The organism is Arthrobacter sp. 05N425, assembly GCF_056397125.1.
In genome coordinates, this window is sequence record NZ_JBFTMU010000001.1 from 544,581 (window position 1) to 561,643 (window position 17,063).

General features: G+C 68.8%; 13 protein-coding genes, 2 tRNA genes, 1 pseudogene and 1 riboswitch. All 16 genes and pseudogenes read right to left on the reverse strand.

What is annotated here, in order from left to right; all coding sequences use genetic code 11:
• Window positions 1-132: 132 nt before the first annotated feature.
• On the reverse strand, window positions 133-1,293 hold the full coding sequence (locus tag AC1DGE_RS02475) for a class I SAM-dependent methyltransferase (RefSeq protein WP_441417583.1): 1,161 nt from the start codon (window positions 1,291-1,293) through the stop codon (window positions 133-135).
• A gap of 9 nt (window positions 1,294-1,302) precedes the next feature.
• Window positions 1,303-2,391 carry an NAD(P)-binding domain-containing protein gene (locus AC1DGE_RS02480; protein WP_476916823.1) on the reverse strand — a complete coding sequence of 363 codons (1,089 nt, stop codon included), beginning with the start codon at window positions 2,389-2,391 and terminating at the stop codon, window positions 1,303-1,305.
• 68 nt (window positions 2,392-2,459) lie between these two features.
• The gene (locus tag AC1DGE_RS02485; protein ID WP_441417581.1) at window positions 2,460-2,822 is read right to left on the reverse strand and encodes a zinc ribbon domain-containing protein YjdM; all 363 of its coding nucleotides are present in this window, start codon (window positions 2,820-2,822) and stop codon (window positions 2,460-2,462) included.
• 64 nt (window positions 2,823-2,886) lie between these two features.
• Window positions 2,887-2,959 (reverse strand) — tRNA-Ala (locus AC1DGE_RS02490).
• Window positions 2,960-3,146: 187 nt separating this feature from the next.
• Window positions 3,147-3,219, reverse strand: a tRNA-Ala gene (locus AC1DGE_RS02495).
• Between the two features lie 118 nt (window positions 3,220-3,337).
• On the reverse strand, window positions 3,338-3,739 hold the full coding sequence (rsfS, locus tag AC1DGE_RS02500) for a ribosome silencing factor (protein WP_441417580.1): 402 nt from the start codon (window positions 3,737-3,739) through the stop codon (window positions 3,338-3,340).
• A gap of 125 nt (window positions 3,740-3,864) precedes the next feature.
• Window positions 3,865-5,208 carry a hypothetical protein gene (locus AC1DGE_RS02505; protein ID WP_476908716.1) on the reverse strand — a complete coding sequence of 448 codons (1,344 nt, stop codon included), beginning with the start codon at window positions 5,206-5,208 and terminating at the stop codon, window positions 3,865-3,867.
• Window positions 5,209-5,215: 7 nt separating this feature from the next.
• The gene (gene nadD / locus AC1DGE_RS02510; RefSeq protein ID WP_441417578.1) at window positions 5,216-5,887 is read right to left on the reverse strand and encodes a nicotinate-nucleotide adenylyltransferase; all 672 of its coding nucleotides are present in this window, start codon (window positions 5,885-5,887) and stop codon (window positions 5,216-5,218) included.
• A 13-nt stretch (window positions 5,888-5,900) separates the two neighbouring features.
• Entirely contained in the window at window positions 5,901-6,134 is a 234-nt protein-coding gene (locus AC1DGE_RS02515) for a hypothetical protein (protein WP_175320924.1), read from the reverse strand.
• A 91-nt stretch (window positions 6,135-6,225) separates the two neighbouring features.
• Window positions 6,226-7,560 carry a glutamate-5-semialdehyde dehydrogenase gene (locus AC1DGE_RS02520; RefSeq protein WP_476908715.1) on the reverse strand — a complete coding sequence of 445 codons (1,335 nt, stop codon included), beginning with the start codon at window positions 7,558-7,560 and terminating at the stop codon, window positions 6,226-6,228.
• Window positions 7,561-7,586: 26 nt separating this feature from the next.
• Window positions 7,587-8,738: a glutamate 5-kinase gene (proB, locus tag AC1DGE_RS02525; protein ID WP_476908714.1), complete on the reverse strand. Its 1,152-nt coding sequence runs from the start codon at window positions 8,736-8,738 to the stop codon at window positions 7,587-7,589.
• Window positions 8,728-10,317 (reverse strand): GTPase ObgE, encoded by a 1,590-nt coding sequence (gene obgE / locus AC1DGE_RS02530; protein ID WP_441417575.1) that lies wholly within the window; start codon window positions 10,315-10,317, stop codon window positions 8,728-8,730. Before obgE ends, proB begins: the two co-directional genes overlap by 11 nt.
• Before the next feature lie 116 nt (window positions 10,318-10,433).
• A complete protein-coding gene (rpmA, locus tag AC1DGE_RS02535; RefSeq protein WP_009372867.1) occupies window positions 10,434-10,697 on the reverse strand; it encodes a 50S ribosomal protein L27 in 264 nt (87 codons plus the stop codon).
• A gap of 60 nt (window positions 10,698-10,757) precedes the next feature.
• Complete coding sequence (rplU, locus tag AC1DGE_RS02540; RefSeq protein ID WP_175321083.1) at window positions 10,758-11,066, reverse strand: 50S ribosomal protein L21; 309 nt, start codon at window positions 11,064-11,066, stop codon at window positions 10,758-10,760.
• Between the two features lie 367 nt (window positions 11,067-11,433).
• Window positions 11,434-12,986: pseudogene (locus AC1DGE_RS02545) on the reverse strand (bifunctional hydroxymethylpyrimidine kinase/phosphomethylpyrimidine kinase).
• Window positions 12,987-13,032: 46 nt separating this feature from the next.
• Window positions 13,033-13,130: riboswitch (TPP riboswitch) on the reverse strand.
• 130 nt (window positions 13,131-13,260) lie between these two features.
• Window positions 13,261-16,611 (reverse strand): Rne/Rng family ribonuclease, encoded by a 3,351-nt coding sequence (locus AC1DGE_RS02550; RefSeq protein ID WP_476916824.1) that lies wholly within the window; start codon window positions 16,609-16,611, stop codon window positions 13,261-13,263.
• Window positions 16,612-17,063: the final 452 nt, after the last annotated feature.

Consider the following 17,063-nt stretch of genomic DNA (forward strand, 5'->3'; position numbering starts at 1 on the left):
ACCTCTAAACGTCTTCGGCCAAGCACTGCTGATGTCAGAATCGTACGTTACCCGCGGCCCCACGCCCCCACCTTCGGCCGTCACAGTCGGTCAGATTTCGCCCGAACGGCCTACCATTACCGGCGCGGGCTCCTACGGCCGTGGCCTGCGGACACTCGCGGTGACGGTAAATTTCGGATTGCGGCCCACCTCCCGGGTGCGGCCGACCAGCCGTTCCAGCGCGGGCTGGTAGTGAAGATGGCTGTTGAACACCGTCCAGAGTTCACCGCCGGGGGCCAGGACCCGGGCCGCGGCTTCGATCAGTTTGATCCCGGCTCCGGCGTGCACCGCGGCGCCGAGATGGAAGGGCGGGTTGAGCAGGACCAGCTCGGCGCATCCGTCCGGCAGGGTGCTCATGGCGTCGTCCTGCAGGACCTCGATCCGGCGGTCCAGGCCGTTGGCGCGGGCCGTCGCCCGGGCGGAATCGACGGCCGCCGCGGACCGGTCGGTGGCGGTGACCCGGGCCTCCGGATGGCTGCGGGCGTACAGTGCGGCCAGGATGCCGGTGCCGCAGCCGAGGTCGACGGCGTGCCGGACGCCGGGGATCTCCGGCAGGAAATCCAGCAGGAAGCGGGTTCCGATGTCCAGCCCGGTGCCGGCGAACACGGCGCCGCGGGCGCAGACCGTGAGCTCCAGCCCGGTGTTCCGCTCAGAGACGGGGAACGGCGGTGGCCCGTCCATTGCTTTCGCGGCCCGGGCCAGCAGGATCCGTGATTTTTGCCGCGCCAGCTGCGGCTGCACCTCCCCGAAGTAGCGCTCCAGCACAGCGTTCATGCCCAGGCTCATGTGCTTGACCCGGCCGCCGGCGAGCAGCACCACCCCGGGTGCGGCGTACCGCGCGACGGCGTCGGCGATCTCCTCCAGCTCGGCCAGGGACCGCGGCAGCTGGAGCAGGACCAGGGCGGCGCCCTCCACGGCGTCGGCCAGCGGGAGCTGCTCGAACCCCTCGGTGAGCCCCGTGGCGGCGGCGTTATGCCGCAGCGCGCGTTCGCCCGTGATCAGGTCTTCGTGCACCCGGACCGGGCCGGCGTCGTGCCACCCCAGCGCGAGCACACCGAGGGTCAGTGCACCGTAGCGGTCCCCCACGACGGCGATCCTGCCGCCGGATGCCACCTGGCCGGCGGCCCGCAGTTCGGCGGCGGTGTCCAGCAACAAACGGTCGGTGGCGTCCCAGGCCTGCAGGTTGGCGGCCTCGACGTCGGGGAACCTCCGGAGCCGGGGGAAGAGGGATTCAAGATTGTTGGTAACGGGCACCGCTTTACGTTATCCCGAACCGGCCAGCAGTTTGACGATCCCTGCCACGGCGGCCCGGCCGGCGCGGTTGGCCCCGATGGTGGAGGACGACGGCCCGTAGCCGACGAGGTGCACCCGGGGCTCCGCGGCGACCCGGGTGCCGTCCATCGCGATGCCGCCGCCGGGTCCGCGCAGGTGCAGGGGCGCGAGATGTTCCAGCTCGGCGCGGAAGCCCGTTGCCCAGAGGATGACGTCGGCGGACCGGAAGCTGCCGTCCGCCATCCGCACTCCCCCTGGTTCAATGCCGGTGAACATGGGGTGTCGCTTGAGCACGCCGCGGTCCGCGGCGGCGCGCAGGGCCGGTGTCCAGATCAGTCCGGTCGCGGCGACGACGCTCTGCGGCGGCAGCCCCTGCCGGACCCTCTCCTCGACCAGGGCGACGGCGTCGTGGCCTGCCTGCCGGTCGAGAGCGGCGTCGCGCCAGACCGGCTCCCGCCGGGTGAACCAGGTGGTGCCGGTGACCTTGGAGATCTCGTCGAGCAGTCCGACGGCGGAAATGCCGCCGCCCACCACGATCACGTGCTGGCCGCGGAATTCCTCCGCGGACACGTAGTCCGCGACGTGCAGCTGCCTGCCGCGGAAACTGGCCTGGCCCGGATAGATGGGCCAGAACGGGCGCGTCCAGGTGCCGGTGGCGTTGATCAGGGCCCGGGCGGACCAGGTGCCGCGGGAGGTCGTGATGCGCAGGCGTCCGGCCGGGTTGCTGTCCTCGCGGGTGACGGCGTGGACCTTCACGGGCCGTTCGATGGCCAGGCCCAGCCGGGATTCGTAGCCGCCGAAGTAGCGGCTCAGGAAACTCGAACTGGGCTCCTGCGGGTCCACCTGCGGCTGCGCGATGCCGGGGAGGTCGCTGATGCCGTTGACGGTGTCCATCAGCAGGCTTTTCCAACGGTGCCGCCAGGCGCCGCCGGGGCCGTCCTCGGCGTCGAGCACCACATAGCTCAGCGGGTCGGCGGCGCTGTCCGCACCGGCGTTGCCGGAGACGCCGGCCGGGACGAAGCCGCGGCGCTGCAGATGGTAGGCGGCGGACAGCCCCGCTTGGCCGGCACCGATGACCACGACGTCGGCGGAGATTACGGGCGCTTCCGGTTGGCCCGGACGCGGTTCAGGAATGGCGGGTCCCCCGCTTAGCTCTTCTTGACGACGCTGGACTTGAGTTGCATGGGTCCGACGCCGTCGACCTTGCAGTCGATGTCATGGTCTCCAACGCCGTCCATGAGGCGGATTCCGCGTACTTTGGTCCCGACCTTGATGACAGTGGAGCTGCCCTTGATTTTCAGGTCCTTGATGACCGTTACGGTGTCACCATCGGCCAGCACGTTGCCCACCGCGTCCTTGATGACTCGCGCGGCCCGGGCACCGGCTTCGGCCTCCGCCGCATCGGCAGCAGCGGACCACTCATGGCCGCATTCGGGGCAGACCAGCAGGGCACCCAGCTCGTAGCTGTATGTACTGGAGCATTCGGGGCACGGCGGCAGGGAGTCGTTCACGGTCCCCATCCTAATTGAGCGTTAACTAAGCGAGGCCCCGCTCAGAGAGCGGGACCTCGTTCGGTGGAGCTGAGGGGACTCGAACCCCTGACCCCCTGCATGCCATGCAGGTGCGCTACCAGCTGCGCCACAGCCCCGAAACTGCCGCTGACCGGGACCTTCAAAGAGCCGGTTCGATCAAGCAACCTGATTAGCTTAATCTACATTTGCCGCCGACGCTAATCGGCGTGCGGCGTGTCGGGCCGGACCGCTGTACGCACGCCTCCGGGCGGGGAGGGCACAAAAAAATCCGCCGGAATCTTTCGATTCCGGCGGATTATCCGGTGGAGCTGAGGGGACTCGAACCCCTGACCCCCTGCATGCCATGCAGGTGCGCTACCAGCTGCGCCACAGCCCCGAATTTTCGCTGCTCCGACTTCGTTCTCTCCGAAGCAACTCAAATATCTTAGATCAGCACTTCTGAAAATTCCAAATCGGGCATATTCAGGGTTTTGCGCTGCTGGCTGCCGCGCCGCCTACTCGGATTCGGTGGCGGCAGTGGCCTTCGCCGAGGCGTCGTCACCGAGCTGGAGGTCCACGACGGGGCAGTCCTTCCAGAGGCGCTCCAGGGCGTAGAACACGCGGTCTTCCTCGTGCTGGACGTGGATGACGACGTCGGCGTAGTCCAGCAGCACCCAGCGTCCGCCGGAGCGTCCTTCGCGGCGCACGGGCTTGAGGTCGAACTTGGACAGTTCATCCTCGATGCCGTCGACGATCGCGTTGACCTGTCGCTCCGACGGTGCCGAGGCGATCAGGAAGACGTCGGCGAGGGCAAGCCGCTCGCTGACGTCGAGGGCCACAATGTCCTCGGCCAATTTTTCCGCGGCAGCACGGGCTGCGTGGCGGGCTGTGGCGATGGATGAATCGGTTGCAGTCACGGGACTCCTTGTTGAATGTAAAAGCATTGAATGTCGAAAGCTGTTGGAATGAAAAGCTGTGTGCTGGAACCGCTGCTGGGACCGGAAGGCTACCGAAGCAGCCCGGCGCCGCCGCGGCGGAGCGGCTAGTGCGCCAGTCCGGTGACGATCAGGATGATGCCGGCAATCAGCGCCAGCACGCCGAGGGCCAGAACGCCGAGCTGAAGGGCTCGCAGACGCCGCGCCCGGCCCAATCCGGCCGTGGCCGCGTCGAGCGGATCGAGGCCGTAGGCGGCGTTGGCAGCGACCGGCGGACGTGCCGCAAAATCTTCCTCCACCGCCGGGGCACTGGGATTTTCGGGGGCGGCTGCCGCAGCCGGGCGGCGGACCTGTGCGGCCTGCGCGGCCGCCTCCGCGCGTGCCAGGACACCGGAGCGGCCGTTGACCGGAGCGGCATCCCGCTTGCGGGCCTGGCCGGGACGGCGCGAGGTGCGTGGAGGCTGGACCTTCGGGCTGGAGTTGGTGACCAGCGGGACATACGACGTGGCAGGGCGCTTCATTACTGGCCGCTCCACGCCGGGGACCTCGACAAATTCCAGCGGCGTCACCATGGCGAGGTTGCTGGCGGTCGAGGGATCGTTCTTAGGCTGTTCGCTGCGCGGCTGGGCGGGCCGGTTGTTCTGCTCGGCCAGCTTTTGCTTCGCGGCCGCGCGGCGGTTGAGCACCGCCGCCCGCTCGGCGAGGGCAATCTGCTCGGCCAGAATCTCCGGATCGACGGCGTCCGGATCGGTGGCGGCAATGTGCTCCATCTTCGCCATCTGGTTGCGGGCCTGCTCGGCGAGCAGTTCGCGCGCGGCGAGGGCCTGCTCGACGCTCATTCCCTCCGGCGGCTTTCCGCCGCGGCCGGGACCGGGCTCGCCGTCGCCCTGGTTCGGGGCGGCGGCAGCCTCCGCCGGCGTCGGGACCGCGTCAGCGGACGTTTCCGCGCCGGCCGGCGGCTTGGCAGCCGCTCCCACTGCCGGGTGCGAGCGGGTTCGCGGGCTGGGCATCGGCACGATCGGATTGGCCGAGGTGGCAGGTGCGGTCTCCTCGGCAAGCTGCTGGAGCCGGAGCTGGCGGCGCGTGGGCGCACCGCCGGGCGAAAGCTGCCCCTCTTTTTCCGCAAGTTCCTTGATGGTCCGCAGCGCGGCACGGTCGCGGGCGCGGATCTGGGAGGACCGTTCGGCGGCGGAAGTAGTCCGGACGGAATCCACCGGGCCTGGGACGCGGCGGCGGCCGGTGGTCTCGGCCTCTGTCGGTTCCTCGGGACGTCCGGAGAAGGAGGGACCCGCGCCGGCCTGCCGGGAGCCGGAACCCCCGCCGTCCTGATTCCGGGCAGCCTGATCCGCGCCAGCACCCGCGGTACCGGCGCCGGGGTTCACTTCCTGGCGTTCATCCCTGGCCTGGCGCAATTCGCGGCGGCTGCGGATGGGAGGCTGTTCCTGACTCATTGAAGGCTCATTCGGTGCTGGCGGTTTGGTTTATTTCGAGGGCAGCCCGGGATTCCCGGAAATCCGGCCCGGGATCGGGCTGGCCGTCGTACAGGTCGTACTTGGCGATGTACTGGACCACGCCGTCCGGCACGAGGTACCAGACAGGGTTTCCCGCGGCGACGCGTGCCCGGCAGTCCGTGGAGGAGATCGCCATGGCCGGGACCTCGAGCAGGCTGACATCATCGCGGCCCATGCCGTCCAGCACGTGCCCGGGGCGGGTCACACCGACGAAGTGCGCCAAGGACCACAGTTCGTCAATGTCTTTCCAGGACAGGATCTGGGCCAGCGCGTCCGCGCCGGTGATGAAGAACAGATCGGCGTCCGGCCGCAGCGTGCGCAGGTCGCGCAGGGTGTCAATGGTGTAGGTGGGACCCGGGCGGTCGACGTCGACCCGGCTCACCGTGAACCGGGGGTTCGAGGCCGTGGCGATGACCGTCATCAGGTACCGGTGCTCGGCCTCGCTGACCTTCTTGCTGCTCTTCTGCCAAGGCTGGCCGGTGGGAACGAACACCACCTCGTCGAGGCCGAACTTCGCCGCGACCTCACTGGCCGCGACGAGGTGACCATGATGGATCGGATCAAACGTGCCACCCATCACACCCAGCCGCAGGCGGCGCTTCGCGCCGTGCTGCTTCACTTTGGCGGAAATATTAGTGGCCCTGGCCGTGGTCGTGCTTGTTCGGGTGCTGGCGGTGCGGATCCGCGTGCTCCTCGACGGCTTCGTGGCGCTTGCCGAGGTTGCCGTAGGACAGCGTGATGAACATCAGGACCAGCAGGATCACGAACATGGAGCCGCCAATGACGAACGGCGGCGCAATGAGCGGCGCGAGCTCCTCATGTTCAACGGCTGCGGCGATGGACGTGGTGATCTGCTGCAACAGCATGTTCTCCCCTAGTGACTTCACAAATTAATTGCGGTTTTGCGACGACGGAGGTCCCCGCCGTTCCTGGCTTCTGTTCCATGTTACCGCGTTGCTAGGCCCGGACCTGGCCTTCGCCCTGCACGATCCACTTCGTGGTGGTGAGCTCGGTCAGCCCCATCGGACCGCGGGCATGCAGCTTTTGCGTCGAAATGCCCACTTCGGCGCCGAGGCCCAGCTCCCCGCCGTCGGTGAACCGCGTTGAGGCGTTCACGATTACCGCAGCCGAGTCCACTTCCGCGATGAAGCGCTCGGCATTGGCGAGGTCGTTTGTGAGGATCGCCTCGGTATGCCCGGTGGACCAGGTGCGGATGTGTTCCACGGCCTCGTCGAGGCTGTCCACCATGGCCACCGCCAGGTCCAGGTCCATGTATTCGGTAGCCCAATCCACCTCGGTGGCCGGCACGGACTCCACTGCGGCCGGGAGCGCGGCGCGGATCCGGTCGTCTGTGTGCAGAGTCACGCCGGCGGCGCGCAGGGCGGCGGCGACGGCGGGCAGCACGGTGGAAGCGGAATGGACCAGCAGCGTCTCCACGGTGTTGCACACGCTGGGCCGCTGGGTCTTGGCGTTGAGCAGGATCTCGACGGCCATCTCCTCGTCCGCGGAGGCGTCGAGGAAGATGTGCACGTTGCCTTCGCCGGTTTCGATGACCGGCACCGAGGAGTTCGTCACCACGGTCTGGATCAGCTCGCGTCCGCCGCGGGGAATGAGCACGTCGACACGGCCGCGGGCACGCATCAGGACGTTTGCGCCGTCGCGGCCGTACTGGTCAACGCTCTGGACGGCGTCCGCCGGCAGGCCCACGGACTCCAGCGCCTCGCGGAGGATGCCGACAAGGGCCTCGTTGGTGGCGGCTGCGGCACTTCCGCCCCGCAGGATTACGGCGTTGCCGCTCTTGAGGGCCAGTCCGGCAATGTCCACCGTGACGTTGGGACGCGCCTCGTAGATCGCGGCAACCACGCCCATCGGCACGTTGACCTGGCGCAGGCGCAACCCGTTCGGGAGGGTTTGGCCGCGCACCACGTTGCCCACCGGGTCGGGCAGGTTGGCGAGGTTTTCCAGTGCGGCGGCCAGGCCCTGCACCCGGGTTTCGTTGAGGGTGAGGCGGTCCAGCAGCGCCGCGGAGGTGCCATTGGCCCGGCCGGCGGCGACGTCCGTGGCGTTGGCGGCCAGGATCCGGTCCTTGTGCTCCAGCAGTGCGGCGCCGATGGCGCGCAGCCCCCGGTCCTTCCAGGCCCGGTTGGCGCGGGCCATCCGGCGGGAGGCGGTCCGGGAGCGGTCTGCGACGGCGTGCACGGCGGCTTCGACGTCCGTTGCGGCCGGCGGCAGGCCCCCGGAGTGCGCGTCGTGAACCGGCAGGTCGGGGTGCGAAGTCAGGGCCTCAGTCATGCTCCAAGTTTAGGCGAGGCGGCAGCTCAGACCAGCACCAAGTCGTCAACATGAACAACTTCACGGTCATAGCCGCGGCCCAGCGTCTTGCCGAGTTCACGGGTGGAGCGGCCGAGCATCTGGGGCAGCTCGGCGGCCCCGTAGTTCACCAGGCCGCGGGCGATCACGGTCCCGTCGGTGCCGACCATCTCCACGGCGTCGCCGGCTTCGAAGTCCCCGTGCACGGCGGTAATCCCGGCGGGCAGCAGCGAGGTGTGGCGGTCGCGCACGGCGCGGACGGCGCCGTCGTCGAGTACCAAAGTGCCTTGCACGGATGCCAGGTGGGCAAGCCAGAGCAGCCGGATCGGCTTGCGGGCGCCGTTGACGGAGAACCAGGTTCCCACGTCCTCCCCCGCCAGCGCGGCAGCGGCGTTCGCGGTGGAGGTCACGAGGGCGCTGATCCCGGAGCCGGCGGCGATGGATGCGGCCTCGACCTTGGTGACCATTCCGCCGGTGCCGACTCCGGCCTTGCCGGTGCTGCCGATCGAAATGCCTTCGAGGTCGTGCGGGCCGGAGACGTGGGCAATCCGCTTGGCGCCGTGCGAGGGCGGCCCGTCGTAGAGCGAATCGACGTCGGAGAGGAGCACGAGGGCGTCGGCACGGACCAGGTGCGCCACGAGGGCCGCGAGCCGGTCGTTGTCGCCGAAGCGGATCTCGTGGGTCGCGACAGTGTCGTTTTCGTTGACCACGGGGACGACGCCAAGGTTCAGCAGCCGGTCCAGGGCGCGGAAGGCGTTGGTGTGCTGGCTGCGGCGCATGAAATCGTCCGCGGTCAGCAGCACCTGGCTCACCGTGACGCCGTGTGCGCCGAAGGCGTGGGTGTAGCGGGCCATCAACAGGCCCTGGCCCACGCTCGCGGCGGCCTGCTGGGTGGCGAGGTCGCGTGGGCGCTTTTCGAGCCCCAGCGGTGCCAGCCCGGCGGCGATCGCCCCGGAGGAGACCAGGATGATCTCGGTGCCCGCGTTGCGCTTGTGCGCGAGGGCGTCGGCTAGGTCGCTCAGGGCTTCCTCGGCGATGCCGCCCTTGATGGACGTCAGCGAGGAAGACCCGACCTTGACCACGATTCGGCGGGCGCCGGAGAGCAGGGTGCGGCTGGGGACCGCCGCCGCTCCGGGCACGGCGACGGCGTTACTCGTCATCGGCTTCGCCGAGTCCACTCTCCTTGAGCGGCTGCGGGGCGCGGCGGGCACTGACCGATTCGGTCCAGATGCCGGCCTTGCGCTCGGCCTCCAGCTCGGCCCGGGCGGCGGCCTTCGCGTCGCGGCGTTCCTGCTGCTCGTCGCGCTTCTGGCCACGGGTGGGGCGGTCGCCGATGTCCGCGAAGCGCACGTCGGTGCCGCGCGGGGAGGCCAGCAGTTCGGCGCCGGCCATCATGGTCGGCTCCCAGTCGAAGACGACGCCGTCGTCCTCGCCGATGACCACCATGTCGCCGGGCTTGGCGCCCTGCTTGAACAGTTCGTTCTCGACGCCGAGCTTAGCGAGGCGGTCAGCGAGGTAGCCGATGGCTTCCTCGTTGGTGAAGTCGGTCTGCTTGACCCAGCGCACGGGCTTCTCGCCGAGCACGCGGAACAGCGGCTCCAGGTTCTTTTCCTCGCGGCGGATCGTGAACCCGCTCTCGTTGACGGCGCGCGGGCGCAGCACGGGGGCCTGGACCTTCGGCGGCGTGGCGGCCACGGCGTCGCGGGCGGCCTTGACGATCTCGGCCATGGCGAAGCCCAGCTGGCGGAGTCCCTCGTGGCTCGTGGCGGAGATTTCGAAGACCTTGTAGCCGCGCTTTTCGAGTTCCGGGCGGACGAACTCGGCCATGTCCTTGCCGTCCGGCAGGTCGACCTTGTTCAGGGCGATCAGGCGGGGGCGGTGGTTCAGCGGCACGACTTCACCGTCGGTGCCGGCGTAGCTCATGTCCACGGCGTACTTTTCGAGCTCGGCTTCGATCACGGCGAGGTCCGAGAGCGGGTCACGGTCCGATTCCAGCGTGCCGCAGTCCAGCACGTGCACGAGCGCGGCGCAGCGTTCGACGTGGCGCAGGAAGTGATGGCCCAGGCCCTTGCCTTCGCTGGCGCCTTCGATCAGGCCCGGGACGTCGGCGATGGTGAAGCGCACGTCGCCGGCCTGGACGACGCCGAGGTTGGGGATCAGGGTGGTGAACGGGTAGTCGGCAATCTTGGGCCGCGCGGCGGACATCGCGGCGATCAGGCTGGACTTGCCGGCGGACGGGAAGCCGACCAGGGCGATGTCCGCGATGGACTTCAGCTCCAGGACGATGTCGCTGGATTCGCCCTCGATGCCCAGCAGCGCAAAGCCGGGGGCCCGGCGCTTCTGCGAGGACAGCGAGGCGTTGCCGAGGCCGCCGATGCCGCCGGCAGCGGCGACGTACTCGGTGCCTTCGCCCACCATGTCGGCCAGGACGGTGCCGTCCTTGCTCTTGACGACCGTGCCCTCGGGTACGGGCAGGACCAGGGTCTCGCCGTTCTTGCCGCCGCGCCAGTCACCCATGCCGGGGCCGCCGTTGGTGGCGTGCCGGTGCGGGGCGTGGTGGTAGTCGAGCAGGGTGGTGGTCTGGGGATCCACGCGCAGGATGACATCGCCGCCGTTGCCGCCGTTGCCGCCGTCGGGACCGCCGAGGGGCTTGAACTTCTCGCGGTGGACGGAGACACAGCCATGGCCGCCGGTACCGCCGGATACGTGCAGTACTACCCGGTCTACAAAGCTCGCCACGTGGATCTCCTCAGTGCTGTTCCTCGGGCCCGCAAGGGGCCCAAGATGATTGTAATGCGGTTAAAACACCGGTGGAGCGGACCTACTGGTCCGCCCCACCGATTTAGAACTTGTTGTTACTCTGCAGCTGCAGCAGCCACGATGTTCACAACGCGACGACCACGGCGGGTGCCGAACTCGACAGCGCCGGGGGTCAGTGCGAACAGGGTGTCGTCGCCGCCGCGGCCAACGCCGGCGCCCGGGTGGAAGTGGGTGCCACGCTGGCGGACGATGATCTCGCCTGCGGAAACTACCTGGCCGCCGAAGCGCTTGACGCCGAGGTACTGGGCGTTGGAGTCACGACCGTTGCGAGTGGAGCTCGCGCCTTTTTTATGTGCCATTTGAAATGCCTGCCTTTAAAATTCTGGGGAATCTGCTGAAAACCTGAACAGTAACGTTAGTTACTTGATACCGGTGATCTTGACCTTGGTCAGTTCCTGACGGTGACCCTGGCGCTTCTTGTAACCGGTCTTGTTCTTGAACTTCTGGATGACGATCTTCGGACCACGGAGGTCTTCGAGGATCTCAGCCGTAACCGTTACCTTGGCCAGGTCCTTGGCTGCAGACGTGACCTTGTCACCGTCCACCAGGAGCAGTGCGGGCAACTCAAAGGTGCTGCCGGCTCCACCGGGGACGCGGTTCAGGGTAACGAAGTCTCCAACGGAAACCTTCTCTTGGCGGCCGCCTGCGCGGACAATCGCGTACACCACTGGGGAACTCACTTCTCTCGACGTTTATTACTAGATTTGCGTGCGGAACCTGGGGCCCAAATGCTTGGACCGGCTCACGCTGTGCCTCAACGCCGGTGGATTCCCCGGGGGAACCCATGAGCTATCCTGCGGAAAAGTCCTGCCCGTAATACGGGTGAACTGTTCCTCAAGGTCATAACCCAAGTGTTGGCGTAAGCACCGAAGATCTAGACTACGCTAATTTTGCCTTCGGCCGCAAACGAGGCTGGTCCCGGCAGGTAGTGCGTGACGGACGCCACACCCTGCGCCCGGGGGCCAAAGTTATGGTGCCGCAGCGACTTCCGGAACCGCGCCCAACTATCCTACCGGCTGCTTCGCGTAGCGCGGCTCAGGCGTGCAGCCTCGGCGCGTCGAAGAACTCCGCCTCGTAGCGGGAGGACTGCCTGAACGCCACCGCCTGGCGCTGCGTTCCGCCTCGGAGCCTCTACCGGCCGCCGCGTCCGTGTACCTGATCGCCTGCCGCGTCGCCTCCGCGAAGGCCTCGTCCGCATAGGTGCGCAGCCACTCCGCGTAGGGATGCGTTGCCGGTGCGCCGGCAGCGAGGAACTCGCGATGCAGCGTGGCGCCGACCTCCGCGTAGAGCCAGAAGCACGGCAGCGCCGCGGCCACGAGCACGCCGTAGCTGCCGGCGAGCGATGCCGCGTGCAGATGGTCCACGTACGCCTTGGTCACCGGTCCCAGCTGGGTCTCGACGGCGCGGCCGGCCAGCCAGTTCCGGTGCAGTTCGGATTCGACTTCGAGGCACTGCTGCGCCGAGCGGGACCAGAAGAGTTGTTCGGCTTCCGACGGCGCCAGGGCCGCCGCGCGGGACAGCACCCGGGAGTAGCCGTTGAGGTACAGGGCGTCCTGGCCGAGGTAGTAGGCGAACTCGGGTTCCGGCAAGGTACCGTCCGCGAGCCCCCGAATGAAGTCCAGGCCGTAGATCGCGTCCAGCCCGTCCGCCGCGTGCCCTGCCAGCAGCGTGGCGAACTCGCCCTCGGCAGGAAGCTGGGGTGCCGCAGCGTGCTGCAGGTGGTGGAAGTGGTGCACGGGTCCGTTGCCGGATCCGACCTCCAGGCGGCTGGCATCCCGCAACGCACCCAGCAGCCACGGCTTGACCTCCCGCAGCGCCGCCTCCCAGTCCCCCGTCCGGGCCTGGACTGTGGCCAGCGCCGAGGACAAGGAGCAGCCGGTGCCGTGGCTGTTGCGGGTGTCGATCCGCTCGCCCGGCACCACCACCGTCTCCTGGCCGAGCAGTCCCCCGGTGTTGACGAGCGCGTCCGGGCAACCGCCGTCGTTCTGGGCGCCGTCGACCGGCAGGTGGCCGCCCTTGACCAGCACCGTGGTGCCGGCCAGGGCCGCGAGCCGCTTGCCCTGTTCCAGCGCACTGGCCCAGTCCGCGGCGGGCGGCGCTCCCAGCAGCATGCCCAGCTCGGCCAGGTTCGGTGTGATGAGGTCCGCCAGTGGCAAGAGGGCCCGCAGCGCGGTCTCGGCCGATTCCTGGAGCAGCCGGTCGCCGCTCGTCGCCACCATCACCGGGTCCAGGACCACGACGCCGGGGCGCACCTTTTCGAGCCAGGCCCGGACGGCGTCGATCACCGAGTCGTCGCCGAGCATACCGATCTTGACGGCGTCGATGGTGATGTCGTCGCTGATGGCCTCCAGCTGGGCGGTCAGGAACGCTGCCGGCGGTACATGCACCGACCGGACGCCCTGGGTGTTCTGGGCGGTCAGTGCCGTGATGGCAGCCATCCCGTAGCCGCCGTTCGCGGCAATGCTCTTCAGGTCGGCCTGGATGCCGGCGCCGCCGGAGGGGTCCGAGCCCGCGATGGCCAGCACCCGCGGAATCCGCGGCGGCGTTGGGGCCCCGCCGTCGGGCTCCGGGAAGACGGACTGCAGGATGGCTGAGGTTCGGCTAGATGCAGGCTGCGCCGATGCAGGCTGGGTTGTTGAAGACAAGAGACATCCCTTCGCCGGTGCTAACCGGACAGGTTCAACGGGTCTGGATCTCAGCCGGCTCGATGCGCGGCACCCCGTGTCAGTCCCCCAGCCTAGCGTTCCTCGCCGGCAACCCCGCTAAATTTCAGCCTGTCCCCTTAACGCCCTCGCGGGTTCCGTCCGGGGTCGACGTGATGTTACGTGGACGGAACCCGCGAGTGGTGGTGCCTGCTTGGTCCTAGAGCTCCGACGCCGGGACGCCGACGCCGAGGATGATCGGCTCGTTGGCGGCGGGCTTGGCGGTCACCTTCGCCGGCTCCGGGGCCTTGGCCTCATGGACCGAGACGGCCTCAACCGACGGAGCGGTCTCGCGCTGCTGCACGGACGTCTCGTTGGCGGCGCCCTGGGCTCGGCTGGCGCTCCGGTTCCGGCGCACCCGTCGGGGTCCGGTGGTGTCCGGGGCCTGGGCCTGGGCCGCAGGGGCCTTGCGGGCTTCCTGGCGTACCGGGGCCTGGGCCGCAGGAGCCTTGCGGGCTTCCTGGCGGGCCGGGGCCTGGGCCGCAGGAGCCTTGCGGGCTTCCTGGCGGGCCGGGGCCTCGGCCTCGGCGGTACGTACACTCGGCGGCTGGATCCGCGCCGTCCTGGCGCGGCCGCGGCCCCGGGTGGCGCGGGACGGCGCTGCAGCTGCAGGCGCAGCGTGCTCCGCCGCGTGCTCGGCCGTGGGAACCTCGGCTGCGGGCGACTCGGCAACCGGAGCCGCGGCGGCTGGCTTGCCGGTCTCGGCGTCGCCCAGGTGGGCGAACGCTTCGGTCAGCAGGTCCAGGGTCAGCGCGGGCTGCGGGGTTTCCTCGGCGTGCTCGACGAAGGGCAAGGCAACCTGTTCGCCGCCGAAGGTCAGCACGGCCGCGGGACGACCCGCCGCCTCCTCCGACGAAGCGAGTTCCACGGCGGCGTCGAGCGCGGCCTGGCGGGTTTCGGCGTCGGGAGCTGCTGTCGCTTCACCGTCGTGCAGGTGGGCAGCGTGCGCCGCGGCGGCGATGTTGGCCAGCGCGGCGCGCGTCGCCTCTGCCTTGGCGTGGCGCTCCGCCTCGGTGGGCTCGGCGTGCACGGCGACGGGTGCGGACGGCATGGCTTCGCCGCCCTGGCCGCCCTTGCCGCGGCGACGCTTGCGCTCACTGCGTGCGGCGGGCTGGTGCTCGGTCCGCGGGACGTGGTGTTCTGCGGCGACGGTGTTGGCACGGCGGTGTTCCACGGGCTCGTCGTGGGTGACGATGCCGCGGCCGGCGCAGGCCTCGCACTGTTCGCCGAAGACTTCGAGCAGCCCGGTGCCCATCCGCTTGCGGGTCATCTGCACGAGGCCCAGCGAGGTCACCTCGGCAACCTGGTGCTTGGTCCGGTCCCGGCCCAGGCACTCCACCATGCGTCGCAGCACGAGGTCGCGGTTGGATTCCAGCACCATGTCGATGAAGTCGATCACGATGATGCCGCCGATGTCACGCAGCCTCAGCTGCCGGACGACTTCCTCGGCCGCTTCGAGGTTGTTCTTGGTGACGGTTTCCTCGAGGTTGYCGCCGCTGCCGGTGAACTTGCCGGTGTTGACGTCCACCACGGTCATGGCTTCGGTGCGGTCGATCACGAGCGAGCCGCCGGAGGGCAGGAAGACCTTGCGGTCCAGTGCTTTGTGGATCTGCTCGTCGATGCGCCACGCAGCGAAGATGTCTGTGTCCTTGGTCCACTTCTCAAGCCGGCCCACCAGGTCCGGTGCCACGTAGGTGACGTAGGCCTCGATGGTGTCCCAGGCTTCCTCGCCGGAGACGATCAGCTTGGAGAAGTCCTCGTTGAAAACGTCGCGGACCACCTTGATGGTCAGGTCAGGTTCGCCGTAGAGCAGCTCGGGGGCGAGGATCTTGGTGGACGTGGACTGGCTTTCGATGCCCTCCCACTGGGCTCGCAACCGGTTGATGTCATGCGTCAGCTCTTCTTCCGAAGCGCCCTCGGCCGCGGTGCGGACAATGACACCGGCGTCTTCCGGCAGGCGGTCCTTGAGGATCCGCTTGAGCCGGTTGCGTTCGACGTCGGGCAGCTTGCGGGAGATGCCGGTCATGGAACCGCCGGGCACGTACACCAGGTAACGGCCGGGCAGCGAGATCTGGCTGGTCAGGCGGGCACCCTTGTGGCCGACCGGGTCCTTGGTGACCTGGACGAGCACGGAGTCGCCGGACTTGAGCGCATTTTCGATCCGCCGCTGCTTGCCTTCGAGGTTGACGGAGTCCCAGTTGACTTCGCCGGCGTACAGCACGGCGTTGCGGCCGCGTCCGATATCGACGAACGCGGCTTCCATGGACGGCAGCACGTTCTGGACCTTGCCCAGGTAGACGTTGCCGATCAAGGAATCCTGCTGGGTCTTGGAGACGAAGTGCTCGGCCAGCACGCCGTCTTCCAGGACGCCGATCTGGATTCTGTCGTCACGCTGGCGGACGATCATCTGGCGGTCCACGGATTCGCGGCGGGCCAGGAACTCGGCCTCGGTGATGACGGTGCGGCGGCGGCCGGTGTCGCGGGACTCGCGTCGGCGCTGCTTCTTGGCCTCCAGGCGGGTGGAGCCCTTGACGGAGGTGACGCGGTTGTTGACCGGGGCCTCGCTGACCGAGCGCGGCGCCCGGACGCGGGTTACCGTGTTGGGCGGATCGTCGTCCCCGCCGCCGGTCAGTTCGAGATCCTGGTCGCCGCGGCGGCGACGGCGACGGCGGCGCGAGGTCACGCCGTCTTCGAGGGTGCTCTCGGAGTCCTCGCCGGTCTCCGCTGCATCTTCGGCTGCGCCGTCTGCGTCGGTGTCGGCTTCGCCGGTCCGGCTGCGGCCACGGCGTCCACGGCTGCGGCGGCGACGGCGGCTGCCGGCATCCTCGCCCTCGGCTTCTTCGTCTTCTTCTTCTTCGGCTTCCTCGGCAACAGCAGCGGGGGCCGGGGCCGGGCGGATGACGGTGCTCAGATCCGGGGCCTGGAAGATCATCGAGGTGACGGCGCCCGGTGCGAGGAAGAGCGAGGGGGCTCCGGATGTTTCTACAGACGCCTCGGCAGCGGGTGCAGCGTCGGCCGGGGCCTCGACGGGCGCGGCCTCAGGGGCCGGCGCGTCGGAAGCCACGGCGGCGGGAGCCTCGGCCGGGGCCGGGGCTTCTTCCGTCGCTGCAGGCGTCACGGCTGTCTTCGCGCGGGAGGCGCGGCGGCGGACCGGCTTCTCCGGTGCCGCCTCGGCGGCCGGCAGCTCGGCAGGCGCTTCATCGGCGGGAACCGCAGTTTCCGTGCTGGCGGCTGAGTCAGCGAAGGCGGGCAGCACCTCGGGTTCGACCTTCTTCCGCGACCGGCTCCGGCGGGCCGGGGCCTTCGCTTCCGGGGCCGCTTCGGGATTGTCGACGGCGGGGGCGTCAGCAACGACGTCGGACGCGACGGCTGCTTCGGCAGCCTCCGCCTTTGGGGCCGCCTTGCGGCGGGACCGGGTGGCCTTCTTGGGCGCCTCCGCGGCGGCGGCTTCCGGTGCTACTTCGGCAACAGCGGCTTCGTCGTTACCGGCTACAAGCTGGTCATTATCCATATGTGGCGACACTCCTGCCCCTGATGTACCGCCACATCCGGCACCCGTGGGGCAAATATTTGTCAACACCCGCAGGCATTGACAGAAGTCAATTGGATACCTCCAGGTTCGCACCGGCAGTGGGGTGCGGCAGCCCTGGAAGGCCGGCAAGATTGCTCTGAACCCGTTGATCTCTCTGTCACAACCAGGTGCCGTCCAATGGCATTGCGGGATAGGCCGGATCGAGGGATCCGAAGTATGCCCTGCTCATCATTGGCGGTCTTGAAAGCAAAGTCGCCGGACCGAAACCCGAATGTGGATCGGGCCCCAGCCAGGTTCATTGTCTCACAGGAGCCGCCAAAGCAGGGCTAAGCGGGACATCCAGTCCGCGCCGTGGACCGAATCACCGGTGAGGGCACGACTCCTACCCGGTTACATCCAGCCTCCGGCGATAGAATCGGCCCAAGAGCACC